Source organism: Chitinophaga caseinilytica (assembly GCF_038396765.1).
In the GTDB taxonomy this organism is placed as follows: Bacteria; Bacteroidota; Bacteroidia; order Chitinophagales; family Chitinophagaceae; genus Chitinophaga; species Chitinophaga caseinilytica.
This window is the reverse complement of record NZ_CP150096.1, coordinates 3,357,944-3,383,946: the sequence shown is the minus strand read 5'-3', so window position 1 is coordinate 3,383,946 and position 26,003 is coordinate 3,357,944. Positions and strand designations below refer to the sequence as shown.

The following is a 26,003-nucleotide window of genomic DNA, read 5'->3' as shown; positions in this document are numbered from 1 at the left end:
GGTATTTAATTGCCTATGGTTATTTTTTCACTGGTTTCGATGGACCCGTCTTTCCCTTCCAGCGTCAGCCAGCAGCTGAGCTTGTATTCCTGCGGAAGCGGAACGGTAAATTCGAAGGGATACGCCGTGTCGCGCAGCCGGTTTTCCTTTCCGCCCGCGTCCGTATAATGCAGCTGCACCGAGCGCCAGCGGGTATCGTCGTCTTCGAGATAGAGGAACAGCCGGCTGCCGTAGGCACCGAGCCTGAACAGCATCGCTTTGGCGTTCCCGGCCTTGATCTCCCCAAAATCATTTCCTTTTTTGTTGCTGCCCGACAATATTTTTTCCTGGAAACGGACGACCGGCTTCACCCCTTCCACCACGAACACCGCCAGGTCACCCGGCGCCACGGTACAATCGAAGGCTCCCTGGCGTAAACTCCCGGCCACAGCGCCGTTGAGCGATGTCACCCGGCTGCCTGGCGTAGTTTGCACGAGTGCGGGATTGAGCGCAATCCGCGTGCGCACAGTGGTTTTGCTTTGATTGGTGAAAGCGAGGAAAACGCGGTCCCCTTTTCGCCCGGCGATGTAATTCAGCTCCGGGCTCGCGGCCGTCAGCAGTTTCGCCGGCATCCACAACTGCACGTCCTTTTCACCGTAAAAAGTGCCGGGCGCGCCGCCGTACATATTATTCTGGAGGTACGCATATCCTTCGACGTACTCCGCCGGGAAATGGACCTTCCCTTTACTGCGGACGAACACGTCCGTCACGAGGTAATCGATCAGCATCGCCGCCATGGGGAGAATGTGGTTGTAATGGAAGGAATTGACGCTTTGGGCCTTGTGTTCCCGCAACGGAAAATCCTCTTTTTCATACGCCGTCGTCCGTTCGGTATTGATATGATACCCCGGGAAATTGCGGTATCGCCCGATGGTGGAAGCTTTCGCCACGTTCATGAGAAAAGTGTCTTTCGCGTAGTAACCAACCTTGAGCATCCACGGCGCGAAGTTGGTCATGAAAATGCCGCGGTGGCCGGTAGACGTGCCGGAAGATTCGGGCGTGAGGCCGGTTTCCGACAGCCGCCAGGCGGGCGCTTTCTCTTCGGGATAATACACTTGCGCGTGCCCTTTCGAACGGAGGTACCAGTACATCGGTGCCTTTCCGCCCGGATTCACCGTGACCATGCTATCGGGAACGGCAGGTGCCATCCAGGTGAACATGGCATAGTGGCGCGCGCCTTCCACGGCCGCATCGAGGTACTTTTTATCACTGGTCAACTCATAAAGCTGCAACAACTCGATCCAGCGGTTGGTATATGCCGGCCAGAAGAAGAAACTCCCGGCGAAGGGGTCGTTGAACGCAGTTTGAGGCCGGTAAACACGGTCGCGGAGATAGGTGTTGGCTTTGGAGATCGCGGTGGACAGGTATTCCCTGTTGCCCGTGGCTTTGAAGAGATGCATGGCATTGATCCAGCTGGCGCCGTCTTCCTTCACGTCCAGGTTACGGACGCGGGCACCGGCATATTCCCGTTCCATCATTTGCAGGTAAAACGGATTGCTGCGGCCGAAAACGTTGTACAACGCCACAAGTTCAGACAACGGCGCCACCGGGCCTTTCAGGCGCCTCGACGGACTTTGAATCTTCTGCAGACTGTCGAGGCTGAAGAGGAATTTCTCGCGGCTGAGCATGAATTCCGTCAGCGGGTACGCCCTTTTCTCGAACATCACGGAATCGTCGCGCACGATGGAAAGTTCCAGCGGATGCAGGCTGGACACGTTTTTCACGGCGCCCGGCACGTCGGTGGAATAGGCGAAACCTTTGAGGCTGTCTACAAACCAGGCGTAGTGCGACATGGCGTAGGCGGTCATATTATCGAGAACGGTATTGAGCGACGCGATGTCGTTTTTCCGGTAATCGCGGAATCCGAAAATCCGCTCCGCGATAAATTGATAAGTATGGGTAATGTCCTGCGGTTCCGCCACGAGCTGCATGGAAAACCGGAATAGCGTTCCTGCTTTCATTTTCGAACCGTAGCCACCGGGAATGGGTGCGTAGACCTGCGGTTGCATCTTCCCCTGTTCATTCCGCAACGCGATGCCGAATTGGCTGTTGGGCAGTGTGGGCAAGGGCTGGAACGGCAGATGTTCCGGCGAGGCAAGCACACCGAGGGTATGCTGGCCGTTGTACACCATGGTTGTCGGCAATGTAGCCATGAACGCAGGTGTGAGGAATGCCGCTTCGGGAGCACGCAGCTCCTGCCAGATGAGCGGTTGCCAGATTTCCTTCGCTTCGGGAACGGGAACGGCCGGGGCGCCCACGAAACCGATGCTGTAATGTCCATCCCGCTTGGGACGAAACGTGAAATGCAGAACAGGATAAGGTTTGGCGGAAGTCAGGACGAAGGCGGTGAGTTCGTTGGACGGAAATCCGAGGAAAACGGTGTCTTTCACTTGCCGGATAGCGTTGGCCTGCAGCACCGTGCTTTCGCCGACGTTGAATATATTGGCGGTGCGCCATTCGCTGCGCGTGCGGAGGATGCGATCGTCGAACCCGTCGCCCGCCATGGCCGCTCCGATTTTTTTCTGTTGGAAATCCGCACGGCTGCTGTCTTCCACTTTCCAGGTGAGCACATTGTATTCGACATTTTTGATCCCGGCGGGCTTGAGTGCCATGGCCGGGTCTCTTTCGCTGAAAATAACCCGGAATGCAGGCTGGAAAGTGTATTGACGGCCGGCCGATGTGATCCGGATGCCTTCCGCCGCAGACGGTACCCGTACCTGCGCCTGTGCCGCAAAGGTCATGAAGATAAAACAGGCTGTAAGTCGTGGAATTCCGATTTTCATATGCAATGTTTGCGCTTCGTTGTTCAAATTTAGTATCGCGCCGGGACGGCTGTGAGCGCGCCCGGCAAGAAATCAGGCTGGGAACATTCCCAATTTGTGGGAGCATTCCCAAAATATCGCGTTACCGTTCCGGCGGCGGCAAGGGCTTCCCTTTGAGGAGGACCCGGCCGAGGTACAACACGGTCTGATCGTACCTTTCCGGGTGCCGGAGGATGTCTGTTCCCTGGCTGGCGCCGAGGATCGCGCGCTTGTCGGCCCGTTGGGAAGAAAGCCGGATGGTGACGGTGTATTCGCCTTCGGGCAGGGTGAAAAGCTGGTGTTGCCCGCGGTAGCGGTTGTTGCAGAAACTGTTGAACCTGTTAACCGGGATACTATCCCCTTCCCGCAGCCGGTACACCTGCGTCCCGGGCACCAGTGGCGGCTCGACATGCATGGGCTTTCCGTTCACTTCGATGGTGATCTGCCCCGCTTCCGGCCCGCCGATGTCGAAAATCCCGAAGCCCGAGCCTTTGAAGCGGAAGCTGAAAGAAGCACCCGGCGTGGAAGCCTTTTCCATCACCGGGAACCACGCCGCGAACTGTGGCATCGTTACCTGCGACCAATCCCCGCTGAAAACCGCTATTTCCCGCGGCGGATACATGCCTGCGCTCCACCAGTCGTCGGCGAAAAGCGGAGCCGGCAAAGGCCTGGAGCCCTTGCGCCGGTGCATCTTCTTCATCTTCTCCATTCCCCTCGCCACGGCGGCGGCATACAAATTCCCGCCGGCGGGCAGTGGATGGATGCCGTCCGTTGAAAAGAGTACATGGCCGAGGGTGTCGTTCGCGTCGCCCTTCCAGACCAGCGACCCCTGTTTTTCCATTCGCGCCGCTTCCATGCCCATGTGTACCGACGGCACGCCGTAATGCGCCGCCACTTTCTCCAGGCCCTGGATGGATGCAGGGATTTCCCCGGCGGCGTAGGTCTGCGTTTGCTGGCCGGTGATCGTATAAATGAGGCAAATTTCAGCACCGGCGCTTCGCACCTGTCGCACGATGCCTTCCATTCCTTCGGCGTACGCACCATTGACGGCAAACTCCACGAACACCAGATCTGGCCGGTGTTGCAGCAATTGTTCCTGCACGCGGCAGGCGCCGAGGTCTGTCCCGGTGCCGGATACGCCCGCGTTCAGCGCGGAGACATCATTGGCGGGGAACATCTTTTGCAGGTACCGCAGCACCTGCGGCCGGTATCCGGCATTGCCTTGCGTGATACTGCCGCCAATGAAACCGATCTTCAACGGTTTGCCTGCGGCCGCTTTCGCGAAGAAGTCCGGTAGTCCGTTGCGGGGAACGCATTCCCGGTGGTCATTGAAATTGCCGGTGCTCACCAGCGTAGTGCCCGGCGCCACCTGGAAATACAGTGGCGACGCGCCCGCCTGCGATGCGGCGATCAGGTCGCTGTTGCTTTGCGCCAGCGCAGGAGCCGTTAACAGCATCCACCACAAGCCCGTCAGGTTTCGGATATGGATCATAAATGCATGTTTCTTTCAAATGTGCGGCCGTCTTTCGTGGTCACCACCACTTTTACCGCGGCTTCTTCGCCGGGTGGCAGCGGGTGGAACGACCATTCGAACGGATATGCCGTCAGTGTTTCTTCGCGGTGGTTCATGTTAATGGTGACGCGGGCGCCTTCGGAAAGCGTGGATTCGAGGTAACCGTAGACCGCGTCCCAGCCAAACGGCGTGCGGATGCGGAACAGGTAGCACTTCCCGATACCGGGGCCAAAATCCGTGGATCGCATCCCTTCTTTCAACGGGGAGATTTTCGGGCGGAGGGGTTTCTTTCCGGACAGCGGCAAACTAACAGCCGTAAAGCCTTTCGGGGGAATGGAAACGCTGAAGGAACGGCCTTCCACATCCAACACGCCCGACTTCCCGTCGGAGAAAAAAGCGGCGCGGGCATTGGCGGCCACCGGCGCTTCTGCCCCCAGCGTTATCGGGAAAGTCAATTCCTCGTTGGATTCGCTGGTGAGCAATATCCAGAAACGCTTGTCAGACACCGCTGTCAGGAAATTCACGGCGGGATGGTTTACTTCCGCAAGTCCGCGCTTCATCCAGATACTAACACCTTCATCGTCCATCACTTTTCCCTTTCCACCTCCATACACCCGGTTATTGAACCAAACGAAACCATCCTGTTTCACGAAGGGAAAATTCACCTTCCCGCCGCTCCGCTGCTGCATTTCAGTAACCAGATAATCCATCGTGAATGCCAGGTGCGGCGGAATATGATGATAATAGATCGAGCTCACGTCCGGCCCTTTGTAAGGAAATTCCGGTTGCATCGTGATATCCTGGAACCCCGTGGCATAATACCCCGGGTAATTCGTGAAACGCCCTATCACCGCGTTTCTCGCATATGTCTCGAGAATCTTTTTGGGCCGTTGCTGGTACAACCGCAGCAAATGCGGCGCCCAGCTGCTCATGTACACGTGCCGCACCAGCTTCCCCGGATCGAAAAACGTGTAAGGCTGCTCGAACCCGAGCCCCACGGGAGATACCAGCGCCTGGGGCACCTGCTTTTCGCGCACGTCGCCCGGCTTCCGCGGAAAGCCCAGCCGGTACTTCTCCCCGCCCTTCCACCACATCGTAGTATTTCCTTCGTAAGCGTTGCCCGGATGGATGGTTTGCACGGTATCTTTCACCGCCGGGTAACTCCGCACACCGGCGATCGTATGGTACGATGCGTATTCTGCGGCATCGAGGTAGGATGTATTGCCGGTGGCGTCGTACAGATCGGTCAGGTCCCACCAATTGGCGTAAAAGGACGTATTGTAAAATGGCTGTTTCGTCAGCGGGACCGTCTTGGTACCGTAAACTTCCGTCCTGACGAAATCATCTGCATGCACGCGCGCCGAATCCAGCCAGCGGCGGTCTTTCGTCAACCGCCAGGCGGCCAGCTCCTGCGTCCACACCGGGATGGAAACGGAATACCCGCCCGCATCGCGCACTTTCCCATCGGGCAGCGCGATCTTTTTCAACCAGGGATTGCCGTCTCCCAGCAACCGGTGCAATCCTTCGAAATAGGCCGTCGTGAATTGCGAGCCGAACGGGCTCAATGTTCCCGCTTTTTTGCTCATGCCTTTCTGCGCCCAGCGGAAACCGCTGCGGCTCAGCGTGTACTCGATCACCGGCAACGCACGGCTAACGAACAGCGCCTCGTCGTGCCCCATCACTGCCGCTGCGATCACGGCCAGGGGCGCGGATTGCACCACGGTGGGCGCCGCTTTCGGGTCTGCTTCGATGTCGAAGAAACCTTTCAATGCCGGCGCCCATCCTGCGGCTTGGTCGTTCCGGATAAGGTCGGTTATGTTAAAGATGGTTTCCGTAAGCGATAATTGTTGCGCCCGGTAATCCCGGACGCCATAAATACTGTCTGAAACATACGCCAGCGCATCGTTCCAGCCGGTTGCCGCTCCGATTGAGAACGACCGCCGCAATGTTTCTCCCGCTTTCAGCCTGGAATCGGGCAAGCCCGGTACCGGCGAATACACCACCGGCTGCACGCCGTTCCGCTCATTCTGAATCCCGAAACCCATCACAGAAGTGCCTGCCATGGCCCAATCGAGCGGAAAGCCATCAGCCGTTCCCGCTACGAAAAGCGCCAGGCTATCGCCTTTCCGCTCTGTAATGGCGAGGGGTTGCGGCATCAAGGCGCTCGGGAGCATGAGCGGCTGTTCGGGAATACGCTGGTACTGGACCATGGGCGGCAGCTGCACGTTGGAGATTTTTTCCCTGGCCGTAGCCTGGAAAGCCGTCACCACCAGGCTGTAATACGCCGGACTCTGCGGCGTGAATGCCAGGTCGAGGCGGAAGTGGCGATGACCGGGCTGGAGCGACCATGCGCCGAAAATTTCCTGTCCGTCGGCTGCGCGGTAGATGACGCGCACGCGGTGCGGCCCGTCCTTTTGGAGGGATATGGCATGAAAGGCCGTCAAATCGCCCGACAGGAAAGGGTTCCGCAGGTTTTCAGGCTCCATGATGGTGTAGGTTTTTCCGTTGCAGGTGAACGTGCTGTAACCTTTCGAGCCGTTCCAGCCGGGGAAGAACCCGCCGAACGTGATCTGCGGATTTCCGGCGGAAAGCAGGAGGATGCGATGTTCTTCCGTCGGGGCTGGCAAATGTTCCCATCGCCCGTTGCGCTTGATGGCGGTGCGGGCGGCGAGGGCCGTTCCTTTCCGCCATTCGAGTTGCAGGAATTCGTTTTCCAGCGTGGCTTCCACGGGGGCGTTCTCCGGAATTAGAATTTCCGGGAGGGAAGGCTGCGCCGCTGGTTCGGGATGGATGATCTGGTGCGGGGTTTTGAATGGGGAAGGCTCGTTTTTGTTGGGATCGATGTTATCGGCCGTGAGGAAAAGCGCATCCACCCGGGCGAAGTTGCCTTTGCTGTCGCGCAGCTGAACTACGTTTTCACCGGCATCGAGCGGCAGCGCGCCGGCTTTCTCCCAGTAATATCCCGCTTTTCCGTGGCGGCCCAATTCGTTTTCCAGCGGCCGGTCGTTCAGCAGCACCTGGAAAAGGCGCGTTCCCGGCCGGTCTTGCGGGTAATCGATGGTGCGGGCCCAAACGGTGTAGTTGCCCGGCTGCGCGATGCGGATTACCGTCAGCGCGTCTGCCGCTTTTACCTGTCCGGAAATGACGCGCAGGATCTGGTGATTGGAGACGTTGGCGCCGGGGGGCTTTTCCACAATCCAGCCGCCTTTGATCCGGAAATCTTCCGCTTCCAGAAAATAACTCCGCTGCGCCTTCGCGGACATAGCGAAGGTGACGCATATCCAAATGCATATCCCGATCGATCTCATAACTTGTTTTTAACTTTCGCCCGAAACCGGCGCTATCTATCCACGCAAAGGGATTTCGACGATCTGAATTCCGTAAGGTTTCATCTTCACCGCGAATACATCCTTCTGGTCAACCGGCGTCACCGGAATACGGTCAAAGTGGATGCGCAACGAGGCCGACATGGCTTCATCGTCGTTATTCAACAGCACCAGGAATAATTTTTTATTGTCTGTACTGAGCGCGCAATAGTAATCCAGGTAAGGGTTTTCGCAGGAAAGCAAACCCTGGCGCAGAAGCAACCTCGCAGCCGTCCCGTTCACTTTCCCCGGCGCAAATCCGTACGATTGATGCGGGCCCACTTTCGGGGTGATGAATCCCCGCGGGAAAACGACCTTTCCACCGGAGCGCATTTCCGCTTCCGCCAGCAAATAATCCGTGATCCACCCGATCTGCCACCAGGCGTGATGCGGATACGGGCCAGCGCCTTTGTTCATGACATCCCAGTAATAGGAAGCCACGCCCGTGGCATCGTCTACGAACGCGTCGCGCCCCAGCGCGGCGGCCCTTGCCATGTTGAGGAAGAGCGAATCTTTCGTGAGCGCGAACATCCGTACGAACATGCCCGCATGGCTCGCCAGCAATATCGGGCCGCGGTAATTGGCGCTGCCGAAAGTACCGCCGTGCTCGAAGCTGAGGCCGGCCTGGCTGATCTCCCAATCCTTCCGTTCCACGCCATTCACCTTTTTAATCGCATTATTGGGAACAGGATGCGTGAAGATGGACGTGGTATACATTTTCGCGGTGTTGACCGCCGCTGTTTTATACTTTTCCTTGCGGGTAACTTCGTACAATTCCAGCAGGGCCTGCGCGCTCTGGGCCGTCGCGAAGTCCGGAACAAAGCGGGTATCACCGCAAACGCCCAGGAAACGGCCGGAATCCACGGCATGCCGGATGAACCAATCGGCCCCTTTCTGTGCCGCGGCGAGGTAGCGCGGCTGTTTCAATATTTTCCAGGCGATGAGCAAGCCGTAGAACGTGGGCCGCAGATCGTCCACTTCGCGGAACATGGGCTTTTGTGTGGCCTGATCGTACGCCACCTGCCACTGGCCCTGCGCATCCATCCAGGAAAGGAGGCGGTCGGCCGCGGCGGTCACTTCCCGCCGCATGGCGGTATCGCCAGGGTTGAACAGCAGCACGTTCCCCGCGTCCATCAACACGTAATATGTTGTAGCGATGGGTTCCACGTATGGCCCCCACTCTTCCGTAAACCGTTTGCTTTTAGACAGGTAATACTGTCCCGCGGCAGCGCCATGGAAAAACCCCGGCTCCGTCGCCTGCTGTTGCAGCTTGAAGTTCCTGGCGAAGGGGAGCCGCGTTTCCTGCAGCACCGGATCGTTCATAATAGTAGCGAGCATCCACATGGCGCCGTAGTCGGAGTTCTTCATCGCGTCTTTCTCCGAACCGTACACCCCACCGAGATAGGCTTGCGCACCGATTTTCATGCCATGGAACGTTTCCGTCCGCCAAAGCGATGTAGAATCGTTCGTAACGTAGCGGTGCATGGCCAGGATGCGGTCTGTCAGCGAGCGACGCGTACTTTTCAGCGCCAGGAAATCCGGGAACCGGTAGATATCGTTCACGGCATGCTTGTAAACCGTGTACCAGTCCGCGTTTTGCAAAGTATAGCGGAAGGAGAACGTGGCTGACTGGCCTTTCCGGAGGAACGAGTTTTCTTCTCCCAGCACCGGGTGATACAGCGTGGGCGTGAGTTGCCCTTTCCGGTTCATGAGCGACAGGCCCAGGCGCCACACGGTCTGCGTTTTTACGCTGTCGGCCCAGGGGTCGCGGGCCGTGCCGGGCGCAGCGATGACCGACATCGTTACCCCGTTTTTCCCTTCCACGAAGGGCGCCAGTGTAGACGCTGCCCTATCGCGTACCAGGATCGGTTTGGCGGGGATGCCCTGCATGTACACGGCCGATTTGATGAAATCCTTTTCTATGGCGTTTCCCTGGAAGTAGCCGGGGATCCCGGCCCAGGAGAAACCGTTTTCGCGCCAGTTGGCGATGGTAGGCGTGGCGATGGAAAAATAACCGTCCGCCTTTGCGGTGAGGGTGATGGTAACGAGCACGTCTGATGGGAAAGCGGGGTCTGGCTGCCAGGTGGCTTTCATATCCGCACGGTGGTTGCCGGCGGAGAACGTGGGTTTGCTTCCCTCCTGTTTCGCCGCTACCGGATAGAAATGCCAGGCTTCGCCGGCGGTGTTCAGTTGCACGGGGCTCGTCAGTTCCTTCCAGAGCGGGATGATGTAGCGATAAATGCTTTCCGGGAACAGGATGGGTTGTCCGGCGGCGTTGAGCACCGTTTCCGGGTTTTGCGACGGTTTGTCCGCGGCGTACAGGATGGTGTATTCCCCTCCTGCATGCGGCACCGGTTGCCATTTCCCGTTCTTTTTGATGGACAGGTTTTGCAGCTCGAACCCTTGCTGCGCTGCGCCCCATTGCATGCGGACGGCCCCGCTTTCCAGCGAGATGCGGTCCTGCGCCAGGGCGCTGCCTGTCATCAAGCCACCTATCAACCACAAAAAAGTATGTTTCAGCATCACGCAGACTTTTTGAATGAAGCCCTCAGCGGAACGAGGGCCAGCAATAGAATGATGGTCGCGATCACGGCCACCAGTACGGCGCTCCCCGCGGCAAAGAAGCACAGCACGTACATCAGCACCGCGATGAAAGCGAGCGAAAAAGCGATCACTTTCAGCCCGAACACGTTCTGCTGGCGGATGGCCGCGGCTTCTTCCGGGTCCAGCTCCTGCGCTACTACCTTCCGCTGTGCGCGCACCTGCTGCAATTGCAGGAATTCTTCGCTGACGGTGCCTTTCATCCGCGCATATATCTCGAACACCAGCAACATCAGGAAAGGCAATCCCACGCCCAGGAGCATTTCCTCCGCCCTGTCGAGCCTGATGGAGGAAGTGAACGGCAATACCAGTTTAAAAAGCAGGTTGGCAGCGAGGCTCAGGCCCGTAATGTACAGGGTGGCCTTTCCCGTCAGCCGTTTCGAGAAGAGCGACCAGATCGGCGGCGCCAGCAGCGGCCCGCCCGTTACCGCGGCGATGCTCAGCGTAAATTCCACGATGCCGCCGATGTAGGGAACGATCAGCGCGATGGCGATCATCCCCAGCCCGAAGCACCACGACGACAACCGCGCCACCGACATCAGTTTTTTATCACTGGCGGCGGGGTTGATCCGCCCTTTGTAAATATCGTTGGTAAACACGGCAGACACGACGTTCAGCGCCGTATTGGCCGAAGCGGACGTCGAGAAGTACATGCCGGTGAGGATGAGCCCCATCAATCCCGCGGGCAATACGTGCTTGCATACCATCAGGTAAGCGTTTTCCGTTTCCGCGCCCTGCAACGTGGGATCGATCAGTTTGTAGAGCATGGGCGGCAACATCCAAAGCACGGGGCTAATGATGTACAGCGCCGCGAAGAGATATGCCACTTTCGAAGCGGAGCGCGGCGTATCCACGCTGGTATAGCGTTGCACGAACGTCCAGTTGCCGCCGATGTAAAAAATATGGTACAGCGCGAACGCGAAAATGAAACCCCAGGAAAATTCTCCATTCACCACATCAAAAAACCCTTCCGGCGAAAAATGCAGGAAATGTTCCACGCCACCCGCCGCATCGAACGCGAGCGGAATGATGATCAGGACCGCCGCCGTGAGGATGACGAACTGTAAAATATCGGTCACCATCACCGCCCAAAGCCCGCCCACGGCCGTATAGGCGATCATGAGCAAACCGAGCACAACGGTGCTGGGCATCAACGGGAAACCCAGCGACGAGCTCACCAGCCGCGCCACCGAATACAATACCGAGCCTTTGATCAGCAGCGATACGACCATGAAAATGTAGATATACGATTGCTGAACGCCCGTCCCCAGCCGCTCGCGGATGAACTCCGCCGCAGTGAGGTTGCCCGTGGCTTTCCATTTCGGAGCGAGGTAAAGGCCGGTCACGAGCCCGCCGATGCACATCGTCCACTGGATGGTTACCGCCACCCAGCCGTATTTGTAAGCGATCGATCCCCAGGCCACGAACGTGCCGGCCGAGAAAAAGCTCATGAACAGCGAAAGGCCGCCGATGAACCAGGGCACCGCTTCGCCCGCGGCAAAAAAGGATTTCAGGTTACGGCCCGTCCGTGAAAAGGAAAAGCCCACCAGCATGATGAATACCGAAAAAATAACGATCACCGAGGTATCAATCGCAACGTTCATGTCTGCTTATGGTGTAATGGTTAAGGTAATTTCACGCGTCAGCCGCTTTTCTCCGTTGTACCGCACCGCCGAAGCCTCGAACACCACTTTGTAGGTGCCGGGTTTCGTGTAGACGTAACTATGCCCGCTCAGCACGGTACTGATGTTTTTCAGCGCGGTGCCCGCATCCGGCGCTATCTGCCGGGGGTCGAAGCCCTTGCTGATCACCCAGTCTTCGTTATCGTCTACCGTCGCACTACTGTTTTGCATGAGCAACTGGGCCGTGGTGATGGTCCACACGCGAACGGGATTCTTCACATCCACCTGCTGCCATCCACCCGTGCTCATCACCGCCAGGGGCGTTACCACGCCGTCGTCAGACACGTTAGTGGCACTGAAGGTACGCACTGCCCAGAGATTCTGGCCCTGCGGCTTCTTATAATCCGTGTACCGGAACGCCACGTATACCCGGGCCGTATCGTGCAGGCCTTTCGAAAACTCTTTCAGGCTGATGATGCCGGAAGGCGTATTGTCGGTGCCGGTGGAAAAGACTGCCCGGTCGGAAATGTCCGTCCACGTAGCGGCTGCCAGATCGGCCGTGGTGGCTTTTCCGTTGAAATCGCCAGACACCATCAGCTGCAGGTTGGGATAAATCAGCCCGCTGCGCACGAGCGTCGAAAACTCGATCCGGAGATCGTTGGCGGCGCGCGTCCGTTTCCGGAATTCGTAATTATGGCCCGGTTCGCCGGAAAAGAAAGTGATATTGTCAGGATTGCCGGAGAACTCGAACCGTACGGAATCGCCCACTTTGTAGGTTTGCGCGCTTGTCCGCACTTCGAAGCCCGGCATCTCCACCTTGTCTTTATTGCAGGCCGCCAGCGCAATGGCTGCGGCCAGGGAAAATACAACCTTTCGCATGATTACCAGTTCGGGTTTTGTTTGATGAGATGGTTGACGGTGATTTCGGTGTTCGGGATGGGGAACACCAGGTTCCTGGCGGTAACGTTCTTCGCTGCATTGGCCGCGTACCGGAAGCCGGAAGGCGCGGTGGCGGTGATTTCCGTGGCGAGCGACTGCATTTTGGAAAGATACAGCCCCCAGCGCAGGAGGTCGTGCTTCCGCATGCCTTCGAACGCCAGCTCGCGGGCCCGCTCGTCTTGCAGGAACGCCAGGAACGACAATTTATCCAATCCCTCCGGCGCGTCTACCGTTGCGTCGGGCGCATCCACCGGCTTGCCGTATCCTCTCCGGCGCACATTATTCAGTGCCTTGTACGCTTCCCCGTTCGGCCCGTTCACCTGATTTTCCGCTTCCGCCTTCATCAACAGTACATCGGAATACCGGATCACGGGAAAGTTGGTGGAATTGTAAGATCTGCTTTTGGGCGTGGCCGTTTCGTATTCACGGCGCCATTTCCCGATGGTACGGTCGTAAATCTGGACGGGCGTGTAATTCACTTTGGTGGTAACGCCGCTGACAACCGCGTATTTATAGGGTGCGATGGCCCAGTCCCTCCGCAGGTCGGCTGCTTCGTACATCTCGAACATCCGCGCGGTGGGGTGGATGCCGCCGCCGCTGTAACCGATCTTATCGTCCGGGCACTCCAGCCCGTTTTCAATGCCCACGGCACCGGCGAGCTGTGCGCTGCCGAGCTGGTTGCCGAACATCCCGATTTCCCAGATGCATTCCTGCAGGTCGTATTTATCCTGGGAATGGTTGATGAAGATCTGTTTGTAGTCCGGGTTGAGGGAATGACGGCCGGATGCGATTACCTTGTCGGCATACTCCAGCGCATCGGCATACCGTTCCGTATCCTTCAGCGGCTCCCCGGCCATGGTGAGGTACACCCGGGCGAGGATGGCCTGCACGGCGGTTTTGGTTACGGTTTCGTTGTAGGAATAGTTGCTGATGTCGCTCACGAGGGTTTCGGCTTCCCGCATGTCTTTAACGATCTGCGCATACACATCTTTCACGGTAGCGCGCGCCAGGTAAGCATCGTTCGGTGATTTGGTGGATACGAGCTTCAGCGGCACGCCGCCGAAATTATCCACCAGCAAAAAGTAAAAGTAGGCACGGAGGAACAACGCCTCGCCGCGTATCATGCTGCGGCGGGTTTCGTCCATTTTCGGCCGCTGCACGTTCTCGAGCAGCAGGTTGGCCCGGTCGATGCCCTGGTAGGCCGTTTCCCAGAAGCGGCCCACATCCAGCTGCCCCGCGTCGAATTCCATCACTTTGATGTTGTTAATGGTGATGTTCTTGTAGAAGAACTCGTCGCTGATAGCGAGGTAGCTGTACAACCCGCGGGAATACATGCGGCCGAAGTTGTCGATCAGGCGGTTGTACACCCCGTTCAGGGCGCGCCGCAGATCGGCTTCGGTATTGTAATAGTTATCGGGCGTCACGAAATCTTCGGGCTCCGTTTCCAGGAAGCTCTTGCAACCGCCGAAGAAACCGGCCGCCAGGAGAAATATGATGAGAATGCGTTTTTTCATCGCAATGCTTTTTAGTGTTCAATCATTAAAGCGTAAGGTCGAGCCCCAACGTCAGCGTGCGCGCCTTGGGATAGGCCGACCAGTCGAAACCGGGCGTGAGGGCGGAATGGCGGACAGACACCTCGGGGTCCAGACCCGTGTAGTTCGTCCAGGTATACAGGTTCTGCGCGGCGGCATACACCCTGAGCGATTTGATGTTCGCCCGGCGCAGCAGCCGCTGCGGCAGCGTGTACCCCAGCGCCACGGTCTTCAGCCGCAGGTACGATCCATCTTCGATCGTCCGGGAAGAATACACCTGCGGGCCCTGTCCGCCAACGCGGTACAGCTCGTTCGTCTGGTTCTCCGGCGTCCAGCGCTTTTCGAAAGACTGGAACATGTTCAGGTAATTCCGCACCACGTCGCCTCCTTCAAACTCGATCCGGTTGGCGTTCAGGATATCGTTGCCGTAACTCCACTGGAAAAACACGTTCAGGTCGAACCCGCCATAGGTGAAGTTGTTGGAGAAACCGCCGGTGTGCTTCGGATTGGGATTGCCGATGATCGTGAGATCGTTGTTATCCACCTGCCCGTCGCCGTTGATGTCTTTGTATTTGATATGCCCCGGCGTGATGTTGGCGCGCGGCATGGTGTTGTTCGGCACGTCGTCTTTCAACACGTACGAACCGTTCGCCAGTTTGTTGAAGTCGCTGTACTGGTACACCCCGTCAAACAGGAACCCGTAAAACTGCGCGATAGGCTGGCCGGGAATAGCGATATACGGGAACGCGTTGTTGAAATTGCCCCAGGTGATGCGGGTGGCCAGGCTCGGCTCGCCTTCGTTGAGCTGCACCACTTTGTTGCGGTTGAAGGAAATGTTGAAGTTGGACGTCCAGCTGAATTTCTTCGTCTGCACATTGGTGGTGTTCAACGTCAGCTCCAGGCCCTGGTTCGAGACTTTCCCCACGTTGCGGAAGCCGCTCAGGTAGCCGGTAGACCCCGGCAAAGTGGCCAGCAACAGCAGATCGCGGGTATTTTTCTTGTAATAGTCGGCCGTAAACGCGATCCGGTTTTTCAGGAAGCCGAGATCGATGCCGACATCCGTCTGGCCGGTGGTTTCCCATTTCAGTTCCTTGTTGCCCAGGTTATTGGGAATGATGCCCGCTTCCATATTATTGCCGTAGGAATAACCGGAATAGATGAACATCTGGAGGGCAGACAGGTACGCGAAATCCAGCACGCGGTTGTTCCCTGTGAGGCCGTAACCCGCGCGCAGCTTAGCGTCCGACAGCCAGCTGATGTCTTTCATCCAGTTTTCCTCGATCAGCCGCCAGGCGAACGCGCCCGAAGGGAAATACGCCCATTTGTTGCCGGCCGCGAATTTCGAGGAGCCGTCGGCGCGGAAAGACACCGTGAACAGGTACCGCGAATCGATGCCGTAATTCACACGGCCGAGGAACGACATCAGCGCGTTCCTGGATTTCTCGTTCGGCGCCGTTGCCACGATCCCCTCGTCGAGCCCGCTCATCCCCAGCGCCTCATTGGGCACCTGTGTAGATACAAACCCATGGCGGTATGAGCGGATCTGCTGCATGGTCATACCCGCCACCGCGTTGAGGCTGTGCTTGTTTTTGAACGTGCGCACATAGCTGAGCGTGTTTTCGTTCAGCAGGTTATTGATCTCGGTATTGTCGATCGATCCGTTCACGCCCTGCGCGCTGCTTTTCGGGTTGCCGAGGCGGGTGTTGGAATTGTTGAAGATTTCGCGGCGGATGTTCGTTTTGGTCATGCCCCCGGTGATCCGCAGCGTCATGTATTTAAACGGCTTGATCTCCAGGTAGGCGTTGGAAATAAGGGTATTGTTGAAAGCGGGATTGTATTCGTTGCGGGTGGAAATGATCGGGTTGATGCGCCACTCGCTCAGCGGGTCCACATCGGGATCGAAGGGCTCGTCGATAAGGGAAGCGTCGCTGTCGGCGTCGCCCGTTACGGGCCGGAATCCCCAGACGCTGTACATCAAACTCGCCGTGGGACCGCTTTGCGGGCCGCTCACTGTCGAATTGGCGAATACCCCGAACGTTTTGGTACCGGTGTAGTTCACGTTGATGCCAGCTTTCACCTTGCTGCTGATGGTCTGGTCGATCACCACGCGGCCCTGGTAGCGGCGGAACCCGCTGTTGATGATGATCCCGTCTTGCGAGAACACGTTCCCGGAGAGCGAATAGCGGGTTTTGTCGGAGCCTCCGCGCAGGGATACGCTGTGGTTATGCCCGAACGCGTCGCGGAACACCTGGTCTTGCCAGTTGATGCCTTTTACGCCGCGGTAGCTTTCCAGCGTTTTGCCGTCTTTGAGGTACACGGGCTCATAGAGCGTGGGGTTCATTTCCAGCTGATACTTGACGAACTCGTAAGGTTCCATCATCTTCTGCTGGCGCAGGTTCTGCATCACACCCAGCCAGGTCTGGTAATTCACGACCGGCGCGCCCACTTTCCCCTGTTTGGTGGTGATCATGATCACGCCATTGGCGCCGCGCGCACCGTAAATAGCGGTGGCCGACGCGTCTTTCAGCACTTCGATGGATGCGATTTCTGCAGGATTGATGACGTTGTTGTCCGGGCTTTCCATCGGGAAGCCGTCTACCACGTACAGCGGCGAGTTGTCTTGCGTTACGGAGTTGTTGCCGCGGATAACGATCTGCATGCCCGCGCCCGGTTGCCCGTCTGCGGCGGATACCTGCACACCGGCCACCCTTCCTGCCAGCGCCTGTTCGAAGCTGGCAACGGGGGCCTTTTCCATATCGGCCATTTTCACTTCGCCTACCGACCCGGTGAGGTCTTTGCGTTTTACCGTTCCATATCCGATCACCACCACATCGTTCAGGCCTTTGACGGCAGGTTCAAGTTTGGTGTTGTACACGGTGGCGTTCGGCGCGATGCGGGCTTCTTTGGTGTGGAACCCGACGAACGAAAACACCAGCACGGCGTCAGTTACCTGCGGAAGACGGATGTTGTACAAACCCTCTTCGTTGGTCATGGCGTTTACTTTGCCGCCTTTCAGGAGAATCGTTACTCCGGGGAGCGGCTCCCCCTCCATGTCTGTGATCTTCCCGGTGATAGAGCGGCCCTGGGAAGGTTGTGCCTGTGCATAGGTAAGTTGGACCTGCACAACACACAACAGTAGCATTAAAAAGATCTTAGCTTTCATAATAAACCAGCAGGTTTTAAAGATAAACTATGCGTGTAGTGCGGAGAAATCCGGCAATTCTGAAAACGTGGCATTAGCCGGCATCGGTGAGCCGATGGAGCGCAACAGCTTTTTCATACGTGTGAATTTGATTGATGGCCAAAGATTGCAACTAACAGCTATTCCACGAACAAAAAAATGACTTTTCCCACATTGGGAACATTCCCAATTTGCGGGAATGTTCCCACCAATTGAAATAATTCGTTTCTTAGCATCATGAAAAGGCACCAGGTAACTATCATCGATATCGCGAAGGAGCTGAACCTGTCCAAATCCACGGTTTCGCGGGCATTGACGGGCCACAAGAGCGTGAAGCCCGACACGCGGCAGGCCGTGCTGGAACTGGCGGAGAAGCTGGACTACCAGCGGAATATGCTCGCCATCAGCCTCATTACAAAAAAACGAATACGATCGGGATTATCGTCCCCGAGTTCAAAAGCTCCTATTTTCCCACGGCGATCATCGGCGCGCAGGAAGTGGCGAGCAAAGCGGGATATTCGACGGTCATTTGCCAGTCCGACGAAAGTTATGAAACCGAAGTGGCAAACACCCGCGTGATGCTGGCCAACCAGGTAGACGGCATTCTCGTATCCATCACCCGGGAAACGCGGAACTACGACCATTTGAAGATCTTCCAGCGCAAAGGCATTCCCATCGTGTTCTTCAACCGGGTGTGCGACGAAATGGAAGTGCCGAAAGTGATCGTGGACGATTACGACGGCGCCTACCGCGCGGTGAACTACCTCATCGAATCCGGGCGGAAACGCATCGCGCACCTGGCGGGGCCATCGTCGCTCAAGATCAGTGAAAGGCGGATGAACGGGTACAAGGCGGCGCTGCGCAAGCACAATGTGCCGCTGGACGAAGAGCTGCTCCTCTCCTACGATCTCAACATCGAAAAAGTAAAAATCTACGTCACCCACCTGCTGAACCTGGAAAACCCGCCCGACGCCATTTTCGCGGTGAACGACCCCACGGCCATCGAAACCATCCAGGTGATCCGGAAACGCGGGCTAAGGGTGCCGGAAGATATAGCTGTCGTGGGTTTCAGCAACGATTTCGTGTCCGGCCTCATCGATCCGCCGCTCACCACCGTATCGCAGCCCGTCCGCGAAATCGGCCGAACAGCGGCGCAATTGCTCATCGACCAGATCAGCCGGGAAGTGGCCGACTGGAAATCCATCATCAAAGTATTGAAAACGGAGCTCATCGTCCGAAAATCTACCTGAAACATGGAACAGCTCACATATAGAAACGCCGTACAGGCAGACCTCCCGCAGATCGTAGCCATTTACAATTCCACCGTAGCATCGCGGCTGGTGACGGCGGACACGGAACCCGTTTCCACCGAAAGCCGGCAACATTGGTTCGATATCCATACGCCGGAGCGGAGGCCGTTGTGGGTGGTGGAAAACGAAGAAAAAGATATGGTGGGGTGGATCAGCTTCCAGTCGTTCTACGGCCGGCCCGCCTACAACGCCACCGTCGAGATCAGCATTTACCTCGACGAAAATTTCCGGGGAAAAGGATTCGGCAGGGAAATGCTGAAATACGCCATCCAACACGCACCGTCGTTCGAAGTGAAAACCTTGCTGGGATTCATTTTCGCGCATAACACACCAAGTTTGCGGCTGTTCAGATCACTGGGGTTCGAAGATTGGGGCACGCTTCCCGATATCGCGGAGCTCGACGGGAAAGAAGTGGGATTGAAGATTATGGGAAAACGGGTGGGATGAGTTTTCCTTCCATCAATTAATACTAAACTTTTTGATTAGTATTACTTAACTTGTAGCATATGCATACCCGTCACATCAGCCGCAAGCAATTCCTCCGCCAGGCCGCGCCCCTGGGCTTAACACTGCTCATCCCCGACCTCGTGAAAGCGAGCTTCGGCGGCAGTTCCAGCATTTTCCGCCTTGGCCTGCTCACCGATCTCCACCACGACATCATGCACGACGGGCCCGCGCGGATACAGGCCTTCGTTTCCGCGATGGACAAGCGCAAACCCGATGCCATCGCGCAGCTCGGCGACTTTTGCTATCCCAATGAAAAGAACCTCCCCGTCATACAGGCTTTCAACGAAAGCCACGGGCAACGTCTGCATGTGATCGGCAATCATGATACCGACAGCGGCCATACCAACGAGCAATGCACCCGCTTCTGGGGCATTCCGGCGCCTTATTATTCGCAGGTGACAGGCGGTTACCAGTTCATCGTGCTCAACGGCAACGAAAAAGGCTCCCCCGCGCACAAAGGCGGCTATCCTTCCTACATCGGCCCCGAACAGGCCGCATGGTTGAAAACACAGCTGACTGAAGGAAAGGGGCCCGCCATCATCCTGTGCCACCAGCCGCTGGAAGGCCCGGCAGCGGTAGACAATGCGCAGGAGGTCCAGGATATTATCTCGGGGTTCAAAAGCCGCGTGGTGCTCGTCATCAACGGGCATACGCATGTAGACCGGCTGCAGCAGGTAAACGGCATCCCCTATCTTACCATCAACTCCGCATCGTATTATTGGGTGGGCGGAAAATACAAACACGAAAGCTATTCGCCCGAGGTGCACGCGTCGCATCCCTGGATCGCTTATACCTGCCCCTATCGCGACGCGGTTTTCACCACGCTTACCATCGATCCGGGTAAAGGCACGATCAGTATCGAAGGCTGTAAAAGCGAATGGGTAGGTCCCGCGCCGGAGCGTATCGCTTACAACGAAAAAGGCTTTGCCAGCGGCGAAGATATTGTTCCCTATATCCGGGAAAGAAAATTCAAATCGCCCGTGAAGCTGAAGAAATAAAGGCAAGTTGATTACCTTACTACACAGATATTAACAAAAAAACCCCGGGGCCCAGGCCCCGGGGTTTCACATTACGTTCCCATCCTCACTCGGCCGTATTCTTCAACTGCATCAGCAGGGAATACGCGCCGGCGGTCACGATGGTTTTCCCTTCCAGTCCGGAAGAAGCGACCACGGTCACGCCTTCGCCCTCCTGCCCTTTAGTGACGGGCGTTAGCCGGAAGCTACCCCCGCTTTCCTGCACGAACACATAATCCTGGTTCTCGAAATTCACGAAAGCCGCCGTGGGCAATACTTTCTCGACGATATCGTTCAGCCGCACCTCCGCATTCATATACATCCCCGGCACGAGGCTTTTGTCGTACTTCCGGAAATGGCAATGCACCTCGGCGCTGCGGTTTTCGTTCAGGGAATGACTGATCAGGATAATCTCCGCATCATATTTCTGATCGGGCCGGGCGTTGGTGTACACCACCGCCGGCTGGCCGATAGACAGTTTGGCGAGGTCTTTTTCGTAAACGGTCAGGTTCAGGTGGATGTCTTCCGGGTTTACGAGGTCGAAAATCACGTCAGACGGCGTCACGTATTTCCCGATGTTGACATTCACTTTGTTGACGTAGCCGTTGATGGGCGACAGGATATTGACCGTCCGCGAGATATTGTTTTCCGTGAGCCGGTCCGCATCGATGCCGATCAGCGCCAGTTTGGCGGCGAGCGCGCGGGTGGAGATGCTCACGTTGCGGTATTCGCTTTCGGCCTGTTGCATGACCTTGTCGCTGCTGGCTTTACTGCTGTTGAGCTCTTTCTGCCGCTCGAATTCCTTCCGCGCAAACTCCAGCCGGTTTTTCGACATAAGGTAATCCTGTTGCAGCTGTATGAACTGCGGATCTTCCATCACGCCCAGCAATTGCCCTTTTCTGACAAGCGTTCCGGGCATCATGCCGGTAGATTTCAGGTATCCACCGAGCGGAGTGCTCACGGAGATCATGTTTTGCGGGGGCACGTCTACCTGTCCGCTGAGCCGCAGGATGCCGCTCACGCTTTGTTCGGAAAGGCGGCCGGTCTGGAGGTCTACGTGTTTGCGTTGTTCCGCAGTAAGGCTCACCACATCGGCATCCGCCGCTACCGGTGCGTCTTTGGGCGCTTCCGGGGCGTTCCCGCAGGCGGCGAGCAGCAGGCAAAGGGCGGCTGCGAGGGTATTATTGAAAATGATATCGCGTTTCATAATTAATCAGCTAACAGGTATTGCAATTGGATAATGCTATTGTTGAGATTTTTAACGGCGTCGAAATAGTCGAGCTGCGTGCCGAGGGATTGTTGGTTGAGGACGGTCCATTCGAGGTAATTGATTTCCCCTTCCTGCAGTTGCCGGTTCAGCGTGGCGGTGATTTCCTGCGCGTTTTTCAAAGCGCCGGTTTCGTAATCGCTCACGATGTCGTGGAACTGCTTCACCCGCACCATGGCCCCGGCCAGCTCCGCTTCCAGCGCGGCGGCCTGGTATTCGGTCTCGTTTTGCGCGATGCGGAGGCCGGTTTTGGCGGATTTGATCCTTGCGCGCTGCGAGCCCGCGAACACGGGAACGGCCACGCCCACCTGGAACGAATTGAACCGGTCGCCCCGCCCGTATCGCACACCGTCGCGGATGCTGAGGTTATTGAACCCCGCGCTGAGATCGGGCAGCAGCTTCGCTTTTTCCACCTGCACGGCCGCACCGGCGGCGGTTTCCTGCTGGCGACGCCATTTCAGCAAGGGATGGCCCGCCAGGCCGGTGGTATCCGGCAACGGCATCTCGAGCTTGAAGGCGGCCGATTCGGGCATGCGGGGCTCCGGGGAATGGAGGATCAGCATGAACTGGCGTTGCAGCAACGCGCGCTCCTGCCCTACGGTTTTGCGGAGCATCCGCAGCTGGATGAGCTGGTTTTCGGCGCTCGCTTTCTCGAGGATGTTCGTTTCGCCCGCCTTCAGCCGCAGCGCGGCCACGCGGAGGAACGCGCTGTAGGTGGAATCCATTTGCAGGAGCAGCTTTTCGCGCTCGGTCATGAGCAGCAGTTCGTAGAAAATACCGGTCGTCAGCCGGCGGATTTCCACTTCCTGCAATTCCGTTTCCAGCAGCGCCGCTTTCCACTCCTCGCCCAATTGCCGCTTTTGCCGGTTGTACAGCGATGGAAGACTGAAGCTCTGGGTCACGGAGATCCTGTCGTCCGTCAACGGACCGTTAAACTTTCCATACTCTGCTCCCACGGCCGTTTTCGGCAGATCAACCGCAGTTTTCATCAATTCCTTCGCCTGTTCCGCGCGCAAGCGCCGGTTCTGCACGAGGAGGTTATTGCGAACGGCGGAATCCAGCGCGGCGTCGAGGCGAATAGGTTGCTGCGCGAAAGCGGGCACAGCAGCCAACAGCAATACCACACCGGCCGCCAATTTCTTTCTTTTGATTTTCACTCCTTTCTCGAAAGCAACATAGAGGATCGGCAACACGAACAGCGTCAGCAGCGTGGCGATCATCAGTCCGCCGATCACCACCGTGGCCAACGGCCGCTGTACCGAGGCGCCCGCACCGTTACTGAGCGCCATGGGCAAAAAGCCCAGCGATGCCACGAAAGCCGTCATGAGCACGGGGCGCAACCGCGTAACGGTGCCGCGGGTCACAATTTTCTGCATATCGGTTTCTCCTGATTTTTTGATGCGGTTGAATTCCGCCACCAGCACGATCCCGTTCAGCACCGCAATCCCGAACAGCGCGATGAAACCCACGCCCGCACTGATACTGAAAGGCATGCCGCGCATGGCGAGGAGGAAAATGCCGCCGATGGCCGACAAGGGAATGGCCGTATAGATCAACAGGCCGTATTTAATGGAATTGAAAGCGAAATACAGCAACAGGAAGATGAGGACCAGCGAAACCGGTACCGCAACAGACAGGCGCGCCTTGGCTTCGTTGAGGTTCTCGAAAGATCCGCCGTACCCGATCGCGTAACCGGCAGGCAGTTTGATGCTTTCCGATACCTTCCCCTGCAATTCTTCCACGATGCTTTCCACATCGCGGCCGCTTACGTTGAAGCCCACGAGGATCCGGCGGCGGGTGTCTTCGCGCTGGATCTGGCTGGGGCTATCGATCAGTTCTACAGACGCCACCTGGTACAGCGGGATCTGCGTGCCGGCAGGGGTCGGGATGAGGAGGTTTTGCACGTCGCGGATGTCTGTCCGCTGGTCATTCTGCAAACGCACCACCAGCTCGAACCGCTTTTCTCCTTCGAACACGAGCCCGGCGCTCTGGCCGGCGAACGCGGCATTTACGTTCCGGTTGATATCGGCGATGTTCAGCCCATATTGCGCGATGGCCGCGCGGTTGTATTTGATGACGATCTGCTGGGTGCCGGTGATCTGCTCCACATACAGCTCCGTGGCGCCTTTGACGGTGCGCACGATGCCGGCGAGCTGTTTGGCGTAAACGCCCAGTGTGTCGAGGTCTTCCCCGAATATTTTGCAGACCACGTCTTGCCTGGCGCCCGTCATCAGTTCGTTGAAGCGCATCTGCACGGGGAACTGGAAACTGGTAGTGACGCCCGGCACTTCCGATGCCGCGGCCCCCATCTTTTCGGAAAGCTCGTCGAACGAGCGGGCCGACGTCCATTCCGATTTGGGCTTGAGGTTGATGATCATATCGCCCATATCCATCGGCAATGGCTCCGTGGGCACTTCGCTGCTGCCGATCTTGGTGACGATGTTGCGCACTTCCGGGAACCGGCTTTTCAGGATGCCCGCCACCTTTTGCACATGATCGACGGTGGTGTGGAGGTTACTGCCCGACAGGACGCGCGTCTCCACCGCAAAATCCCCTTCTTCGATCGACGGGATGAATTCCCCGCCGAGCCGCGTCAGGATGAAAATGGCCGCGATGAACAGTACCACCACGATGCCCACGATGATTTTGGGAATGGCCAGCGCCTTCGTCAGCCAGCCTTTATATCCTTTCTCGATCCGCTCCATGGCCCTGTCTGACAGGTTGGGCTTCGTTTTGACTTTCCGGCTGAGCACTACGGCGCTCATCATCGGGATGTACGTCAGCGATAGCAGGAACGCCCCCAGCAGCGCGAAAGCCACCGTTTGCGCCATGGGCTTGAACATTTTGCCCTCGATCCCCTGCAGCGTAAAAATGGGCAGGTATACGATGAGAATGATGATTTGCCCGAAAACGGCACTGTTCATCATTTTGGAAGACGCGCTTTTCACTTCGCCGTCCATCTCTACCTTCGACAACTGCATCACCCCCGCAAATTTTTTGCTGTGGCTCAGCTGGTGCATGACCGCTTCCACGATGATCACGGCCCCGTCCACGATCAGCCCGAAATCCAGCGCACCGAGGCTCATCAGGTTGCCGCTCACGCCGAAAAGGTTCATCATGATCACGGCAAAAAGCATCGACAGCGGGATGACCGACGCCACGAGCAGCCCCGCGCGCAGGTTCCCCAAAAAGATCACGAGCACGAAAACGACGATCAGCGCACCTTCCATCAAATTGACCTCCACCGTTTTAATGGCGTTAGACACCATGTCGGTACGGTCGAGGAAAGGTTCGATCACCACGCCTTCCGGCAATGTTTTTTGTATCTCCGCGATTTTGGCTTTGATGTCTTCGATCACCACATTGCTGTTGGCACCTTTCAGCATCATAACGATCGCGCCGGACACTTCGCCTTCGTTATTGTACGTCAACGCCCCGTACCGCGTAGCCGACCCGATCCGCACATCCGCCACGTCGCGGATGAGGAGCGGCGCACCGGCGGTACCATTCCGCACCACGATGTTGCCGATATCTTCCTGGCTGCCAATGAGCCCTTCGCTCCGGATGTAGAGCACGGTCGCCTGTTTTTCGATGTAGGCGCCACCGGTATTTTCGTTATTGGTTTCCAGGGCGTTGAACACGTCGGATATGGTAACGCCGTACGCCTGCAGCTTGGCGGGGTTCACGGCCACGTGGTACTGCTTCAGCTTTCCGCCGAAACTGCTCACTTCCGCCACACCCTTCACGCCGAGCAATTGCCGGCGAACGATCCAGTCCTGGATAGTGCGCAGTTCGGTAATATCGTAGCGGGACGCGTACCCTTTTTTCGGGCGGACGACGTATTGGTAAATCTCTCCCAGCCCGGTGGAAATGGGCCCCATTTCGGGCTTGCCGATCCCATCGGGGATCGAGGCCTGGATCACGGCCAGGCGTTCGGACACCTGCTGGCGTGCCCAGTAAATATCCACCCCGTCGTCGAACACCAATGTTACGAGCGAAAGCCCGAAGCGGCTGTAGCTCCTGATCTCGCTGATGCCCGCAATATTGCTGCTGGCCTGCTCCACGGGGAAAGTAACGAGCCGCTCGATGTCGGTAGCCCCGTACGAGGGCGCAACGGTGATGATCTGGACCTGGTTGTTGGTGATATCCGGAACTGCATCCACGGGGAGTTTGAACAGTTCGAAAACACCATAGATGATGAGCGCGATGGTAAACAGCGCAACAACGAGTTTATTCCTCACGGAAAACCCGATAATTCGATTCAACATGAAATTCTGCTTTGATCTATCCGGAAACAATAATTGGACAGA

Annotated in this window: 14 protein-coding genes; 4 read left to right on the top strand and 10 right to left on the bottom strand. The window is 57.2% G+C overall.

The genetic code is table 11. The features are described from left to right. Nucleotides 1-5 precede the first annotated feature (5 nt). The 8 genes from WJU22_RS13810 to WJU22_RS13775 all read right to left on the bottom strand — a co-directional run bounded on the left by WJU22_RS13810 (nt 6) and on the right by WJU22_RS13775 (nt 17,575). Nucleotides 6-2,822, bottom strand: coding sequence for a hypothetical protein (locus WJU22_RS13810; RefSeq protein ID WP_341838768.1), 2,817 nt, complete (start codon nt 2,820-2,822; stop codon nt 6-8). A gap of 121 nt (nt 2,823-2,943) precedes the next feature. Beyond that, nucleotides 2,944-4,332, bottom strand: a complete 1,389-nt coding sequence (locus WJU22_RS13805) for an SGNH/GDSL hydrolase family protein (RefSeq protein ID WP_341838767.1) — start codon at nt 4,330-4,332, stop codon at nt 2,944-2,946. Next, on the bottom strand, nt 4,329-7,616 hold the full coding sequence (locus WJU22_RS13800) for a hypothetical protein (RefSeq protein ID WP_341838766.1): 3,288 nt from the start codon (nt 7,614-7,616) through the stop codon (nt 4,329-4,331). The genes WJU22_RS13805 and WJU22_RS13800 overlap by 4 nt, the downstream gene beginning before the upstream one ends. 81 nt (nt 7,617-7,697) lie before the next feature. Beyond that, a complete protein-coding gene (locus WJU22_RS13795) occupies nt 7,698-10,241 on the bottom strand; it encodes a glycerophosphoryl diester phosphodiesterase (RefSeq protein ID WP_341838765.1) in 2,544 nt (847 codons plus the stop codon). Further along, a complete protein-coding gene (locus tag WJU22_RS13790; protein ID WP_341838764.1) occupies nt 10,241-11,923 on the bottom strand; it encodes a sodium:solute symporter family protein in 1,683 nt (560 codons plus the stop codon). Before WJU22_RS13790 ends, WJU22_RS13795 begins: the two co-directional genes overlap by 1 nt. 6 nt (nt 11,924-11,929) lie before the next feature. Beyond that, on the bottom strand, nt 11,930-12,820 hold the full coding sequence (locus tag WJU22_RS13785; RefSeq protein WP_341838763.1) for a DUF5017 domain-containing protein: 891 nt from the start codon (nt 12,818-12,820) through the stop codon (nt 11,930-11,932). A gap of 2 nt (nt 12,821-12,822) precedes the next feature. After that, nucleotides 12,823-14,394 (bottom strand): RagB/SusD family nutrient uptake outer membrane protein, encoded by a 1,572-nt coding sequence (locus WJU22_RS13780; RefSeq protein ID WP_341838762.1) that lies wholly within the window; start codon nt 14,392-14,394, stop codon nt 12,823-12,825. A 25-nt stretch (nt 14,395-14,419) separates the two neighbouring features. Further along, nucleotides 14,420-17,575 (bottom strand): TonB-dependent receptor, encoded by a 3,156-nt coding sequence (locus WJU22_RS13775; protein ID WP_341838761.1) that lies wholly within the window; start codon nt 17,573-17,575, stop codon nt 14,420-14,422. Nucleotides 17,576-17,830: 255 nt separating this feature from the next. Here WJU22_RS13775 and WJU22_RS27265 point away from each other — a divergent pair, with 255 nt between their 5' ends. From WJU22_RS27265 to WJU22_RS13760, 4 genes are read left to right on the top strand one after another with little or no spacing between them, the layout of a single operon-like run. Beyond that, nucleotides 17,831-18,172 (top strand): LacI family DNA-binding transcriptional regulator, encoded by a 342-nt coding sequence (locus WJU22_RS27265; RefSeq protein ID WP_425165371.1) that lies wholly within the window; start codon nt 17,831-17,833, stop codon nt 18,170-18,172. Beyond that, entirely contained in the window at nt 18,073-18,843 is a 771-nt protein-coding gene (locus WJU22_RS13770) for a substrate-binding domain-containing protein (protein WP_425165456.1), read from the top strand. Before WJU22_RS27265 ends, WJU22_RS13770 begins: the two co-directional genes overlap by 100 nt. 3 nt (nt 18,844-18,846) lie before the next feature. After that, entirely contained in the window at nt 18,847-19,350 is a 504-nt protein-coding gene (locus WJU22_RS13765) for an N-acetyltransferase family protein (RefSeq protein WP_341838760.1), read from the top strand. Between the two features lie 59 nt (nt 19,351-19,409). After that, the gene (locus WJU22_RS13760; protein ID WP_341838759.1) at nt 19,410-20,408 is read left to right on the top strand and encodes a metallophosphoesterase family protein; all 999 of its coding nucleotides are present in this window, start codon (nt 19,410-19,412) and stop codon (nt 20,406-20,408) included. A gap of 85 nt (nt 20,409-20,493) precedes the next feature. Here the strand turns inward: WJU22_RS13760 and WJU22_RS13755 are convergent, their stop codons facing one another. Continuing rightward, nucleotides 20,494-21,633, bottom strand: a complete 1,140-nt coding sequence (locus WJU22_RS13755; protein ID WP_341838758.1) for an efflux RND transporter periplasmic adaptor subunit — start codon at nt 21,631-21,633, stop codon at nt 20,494-20,496. Between the two features lie 2 nt (nt 21,634-21,635). Further along, the gene (locus WJU22_RS13750; RefSeq protein ID WP_341838757.1) at nt 21,636-25,961 is read right to left on the bottom strand and encodes a CusA/CzcA family heavy metal efflux RND transporter; all 4,326 of its coding nucleotides are present in this window, start codon (nt 25,959-25,961) and stop codon (nt 21,636-21,638) included. Nucleotides 25,962-26,003: the final 42 nt, after the last annotated feature.

Coding starts and splice junctions, on each gene's coding strand:
- WJU22_RS13775 (WP_341838761.1), bottom strand. CDS start 17,575: ATGAAAGCTAAGATCTTTTTAATGCTACTGTTGTGTGTTGTGCAGGTC.
- WJU22_RS13765 (WP_341838760.1), top strand. CDS start 18,847: ATGGAACAGCTCACATATAGAAACGCCGTACAGGCAGACCTCCCGCAG.
- WJU22_RS13780 (WP_341838762.1), bottom strand. CDS start 14,394: ATGAAAAAACGCATTCTCATCATATTTCTCCTGGCGGCCGGTTTCTTC.
- WJU22_RS13800 (WP_341838766.1), bottom strand. CDS start 7,616: ATGTCCGCGAAGGCGCAGCGGAGTTATTTTCTGGAAGCGGAAGATTTC.
- WJU22_RS13755 (WP_341838758.1), bottom strand. CDS start 21,633: ATGAAACGCGATATCATTTTCAATAATACCCTCGCAGCCGCCCTTTGC.
- WJU22_RS13805 (WP_341838767.1), bottom strand. CDS start 4,332: ATGATCCATATCCGAAACCTGACGGGCTTGTGGTGGATGCTGTTAACG.
- WJU22_RS13785 (WP_341838763.1), bottom strand. CDS start 12,820: ATGCGAAAGGTTGTATTTTCCCTGGCCGCAGCCATTGCGCTGGCGGCC.
- WJU22_RS13795 (WP_341838765.1), bottom strand. CDS start 10,241: ATGCTGAAACATACTTTTTTGTGGTTGATAGGTGGCTTGATGACAGGC.
- WJU22_RS13810 (WP_341838768.1), bottom strand. CDS start 2,822: ATGAAAATCGGAATTCCACGACTTACAGCCTGTTTTATCTTCATGACC.
- WJU22_RS13760 (WP_341838759.1), top strand. CDS start 19,410: ATGCATACCCGTCACATCAGCCGCAAGCAATTCCTCCGCCAGGCCGCG.
- WJU22_RS13750 (WP_341838757.1), bottom strand. CDS start 25,961: ATGTTGAATCGAATTATCGGGTTTTCCGTGAGGAATAAACTCGTTGTT.
- WJU22_RS13790 (WP_341838764.1), bottom strand. CDS start 11,923: ATGAACGTTGCGATTGATACCTCGGTGATCGTTATTTTTTCGGTATTC.
- WJU22_RS27265 (WP_425165371.1), top strand. CDS start 17,831: ATGAAAAGGCACCAGGTAACTATCATCGATATCGCGAAGGAGCTGAAC.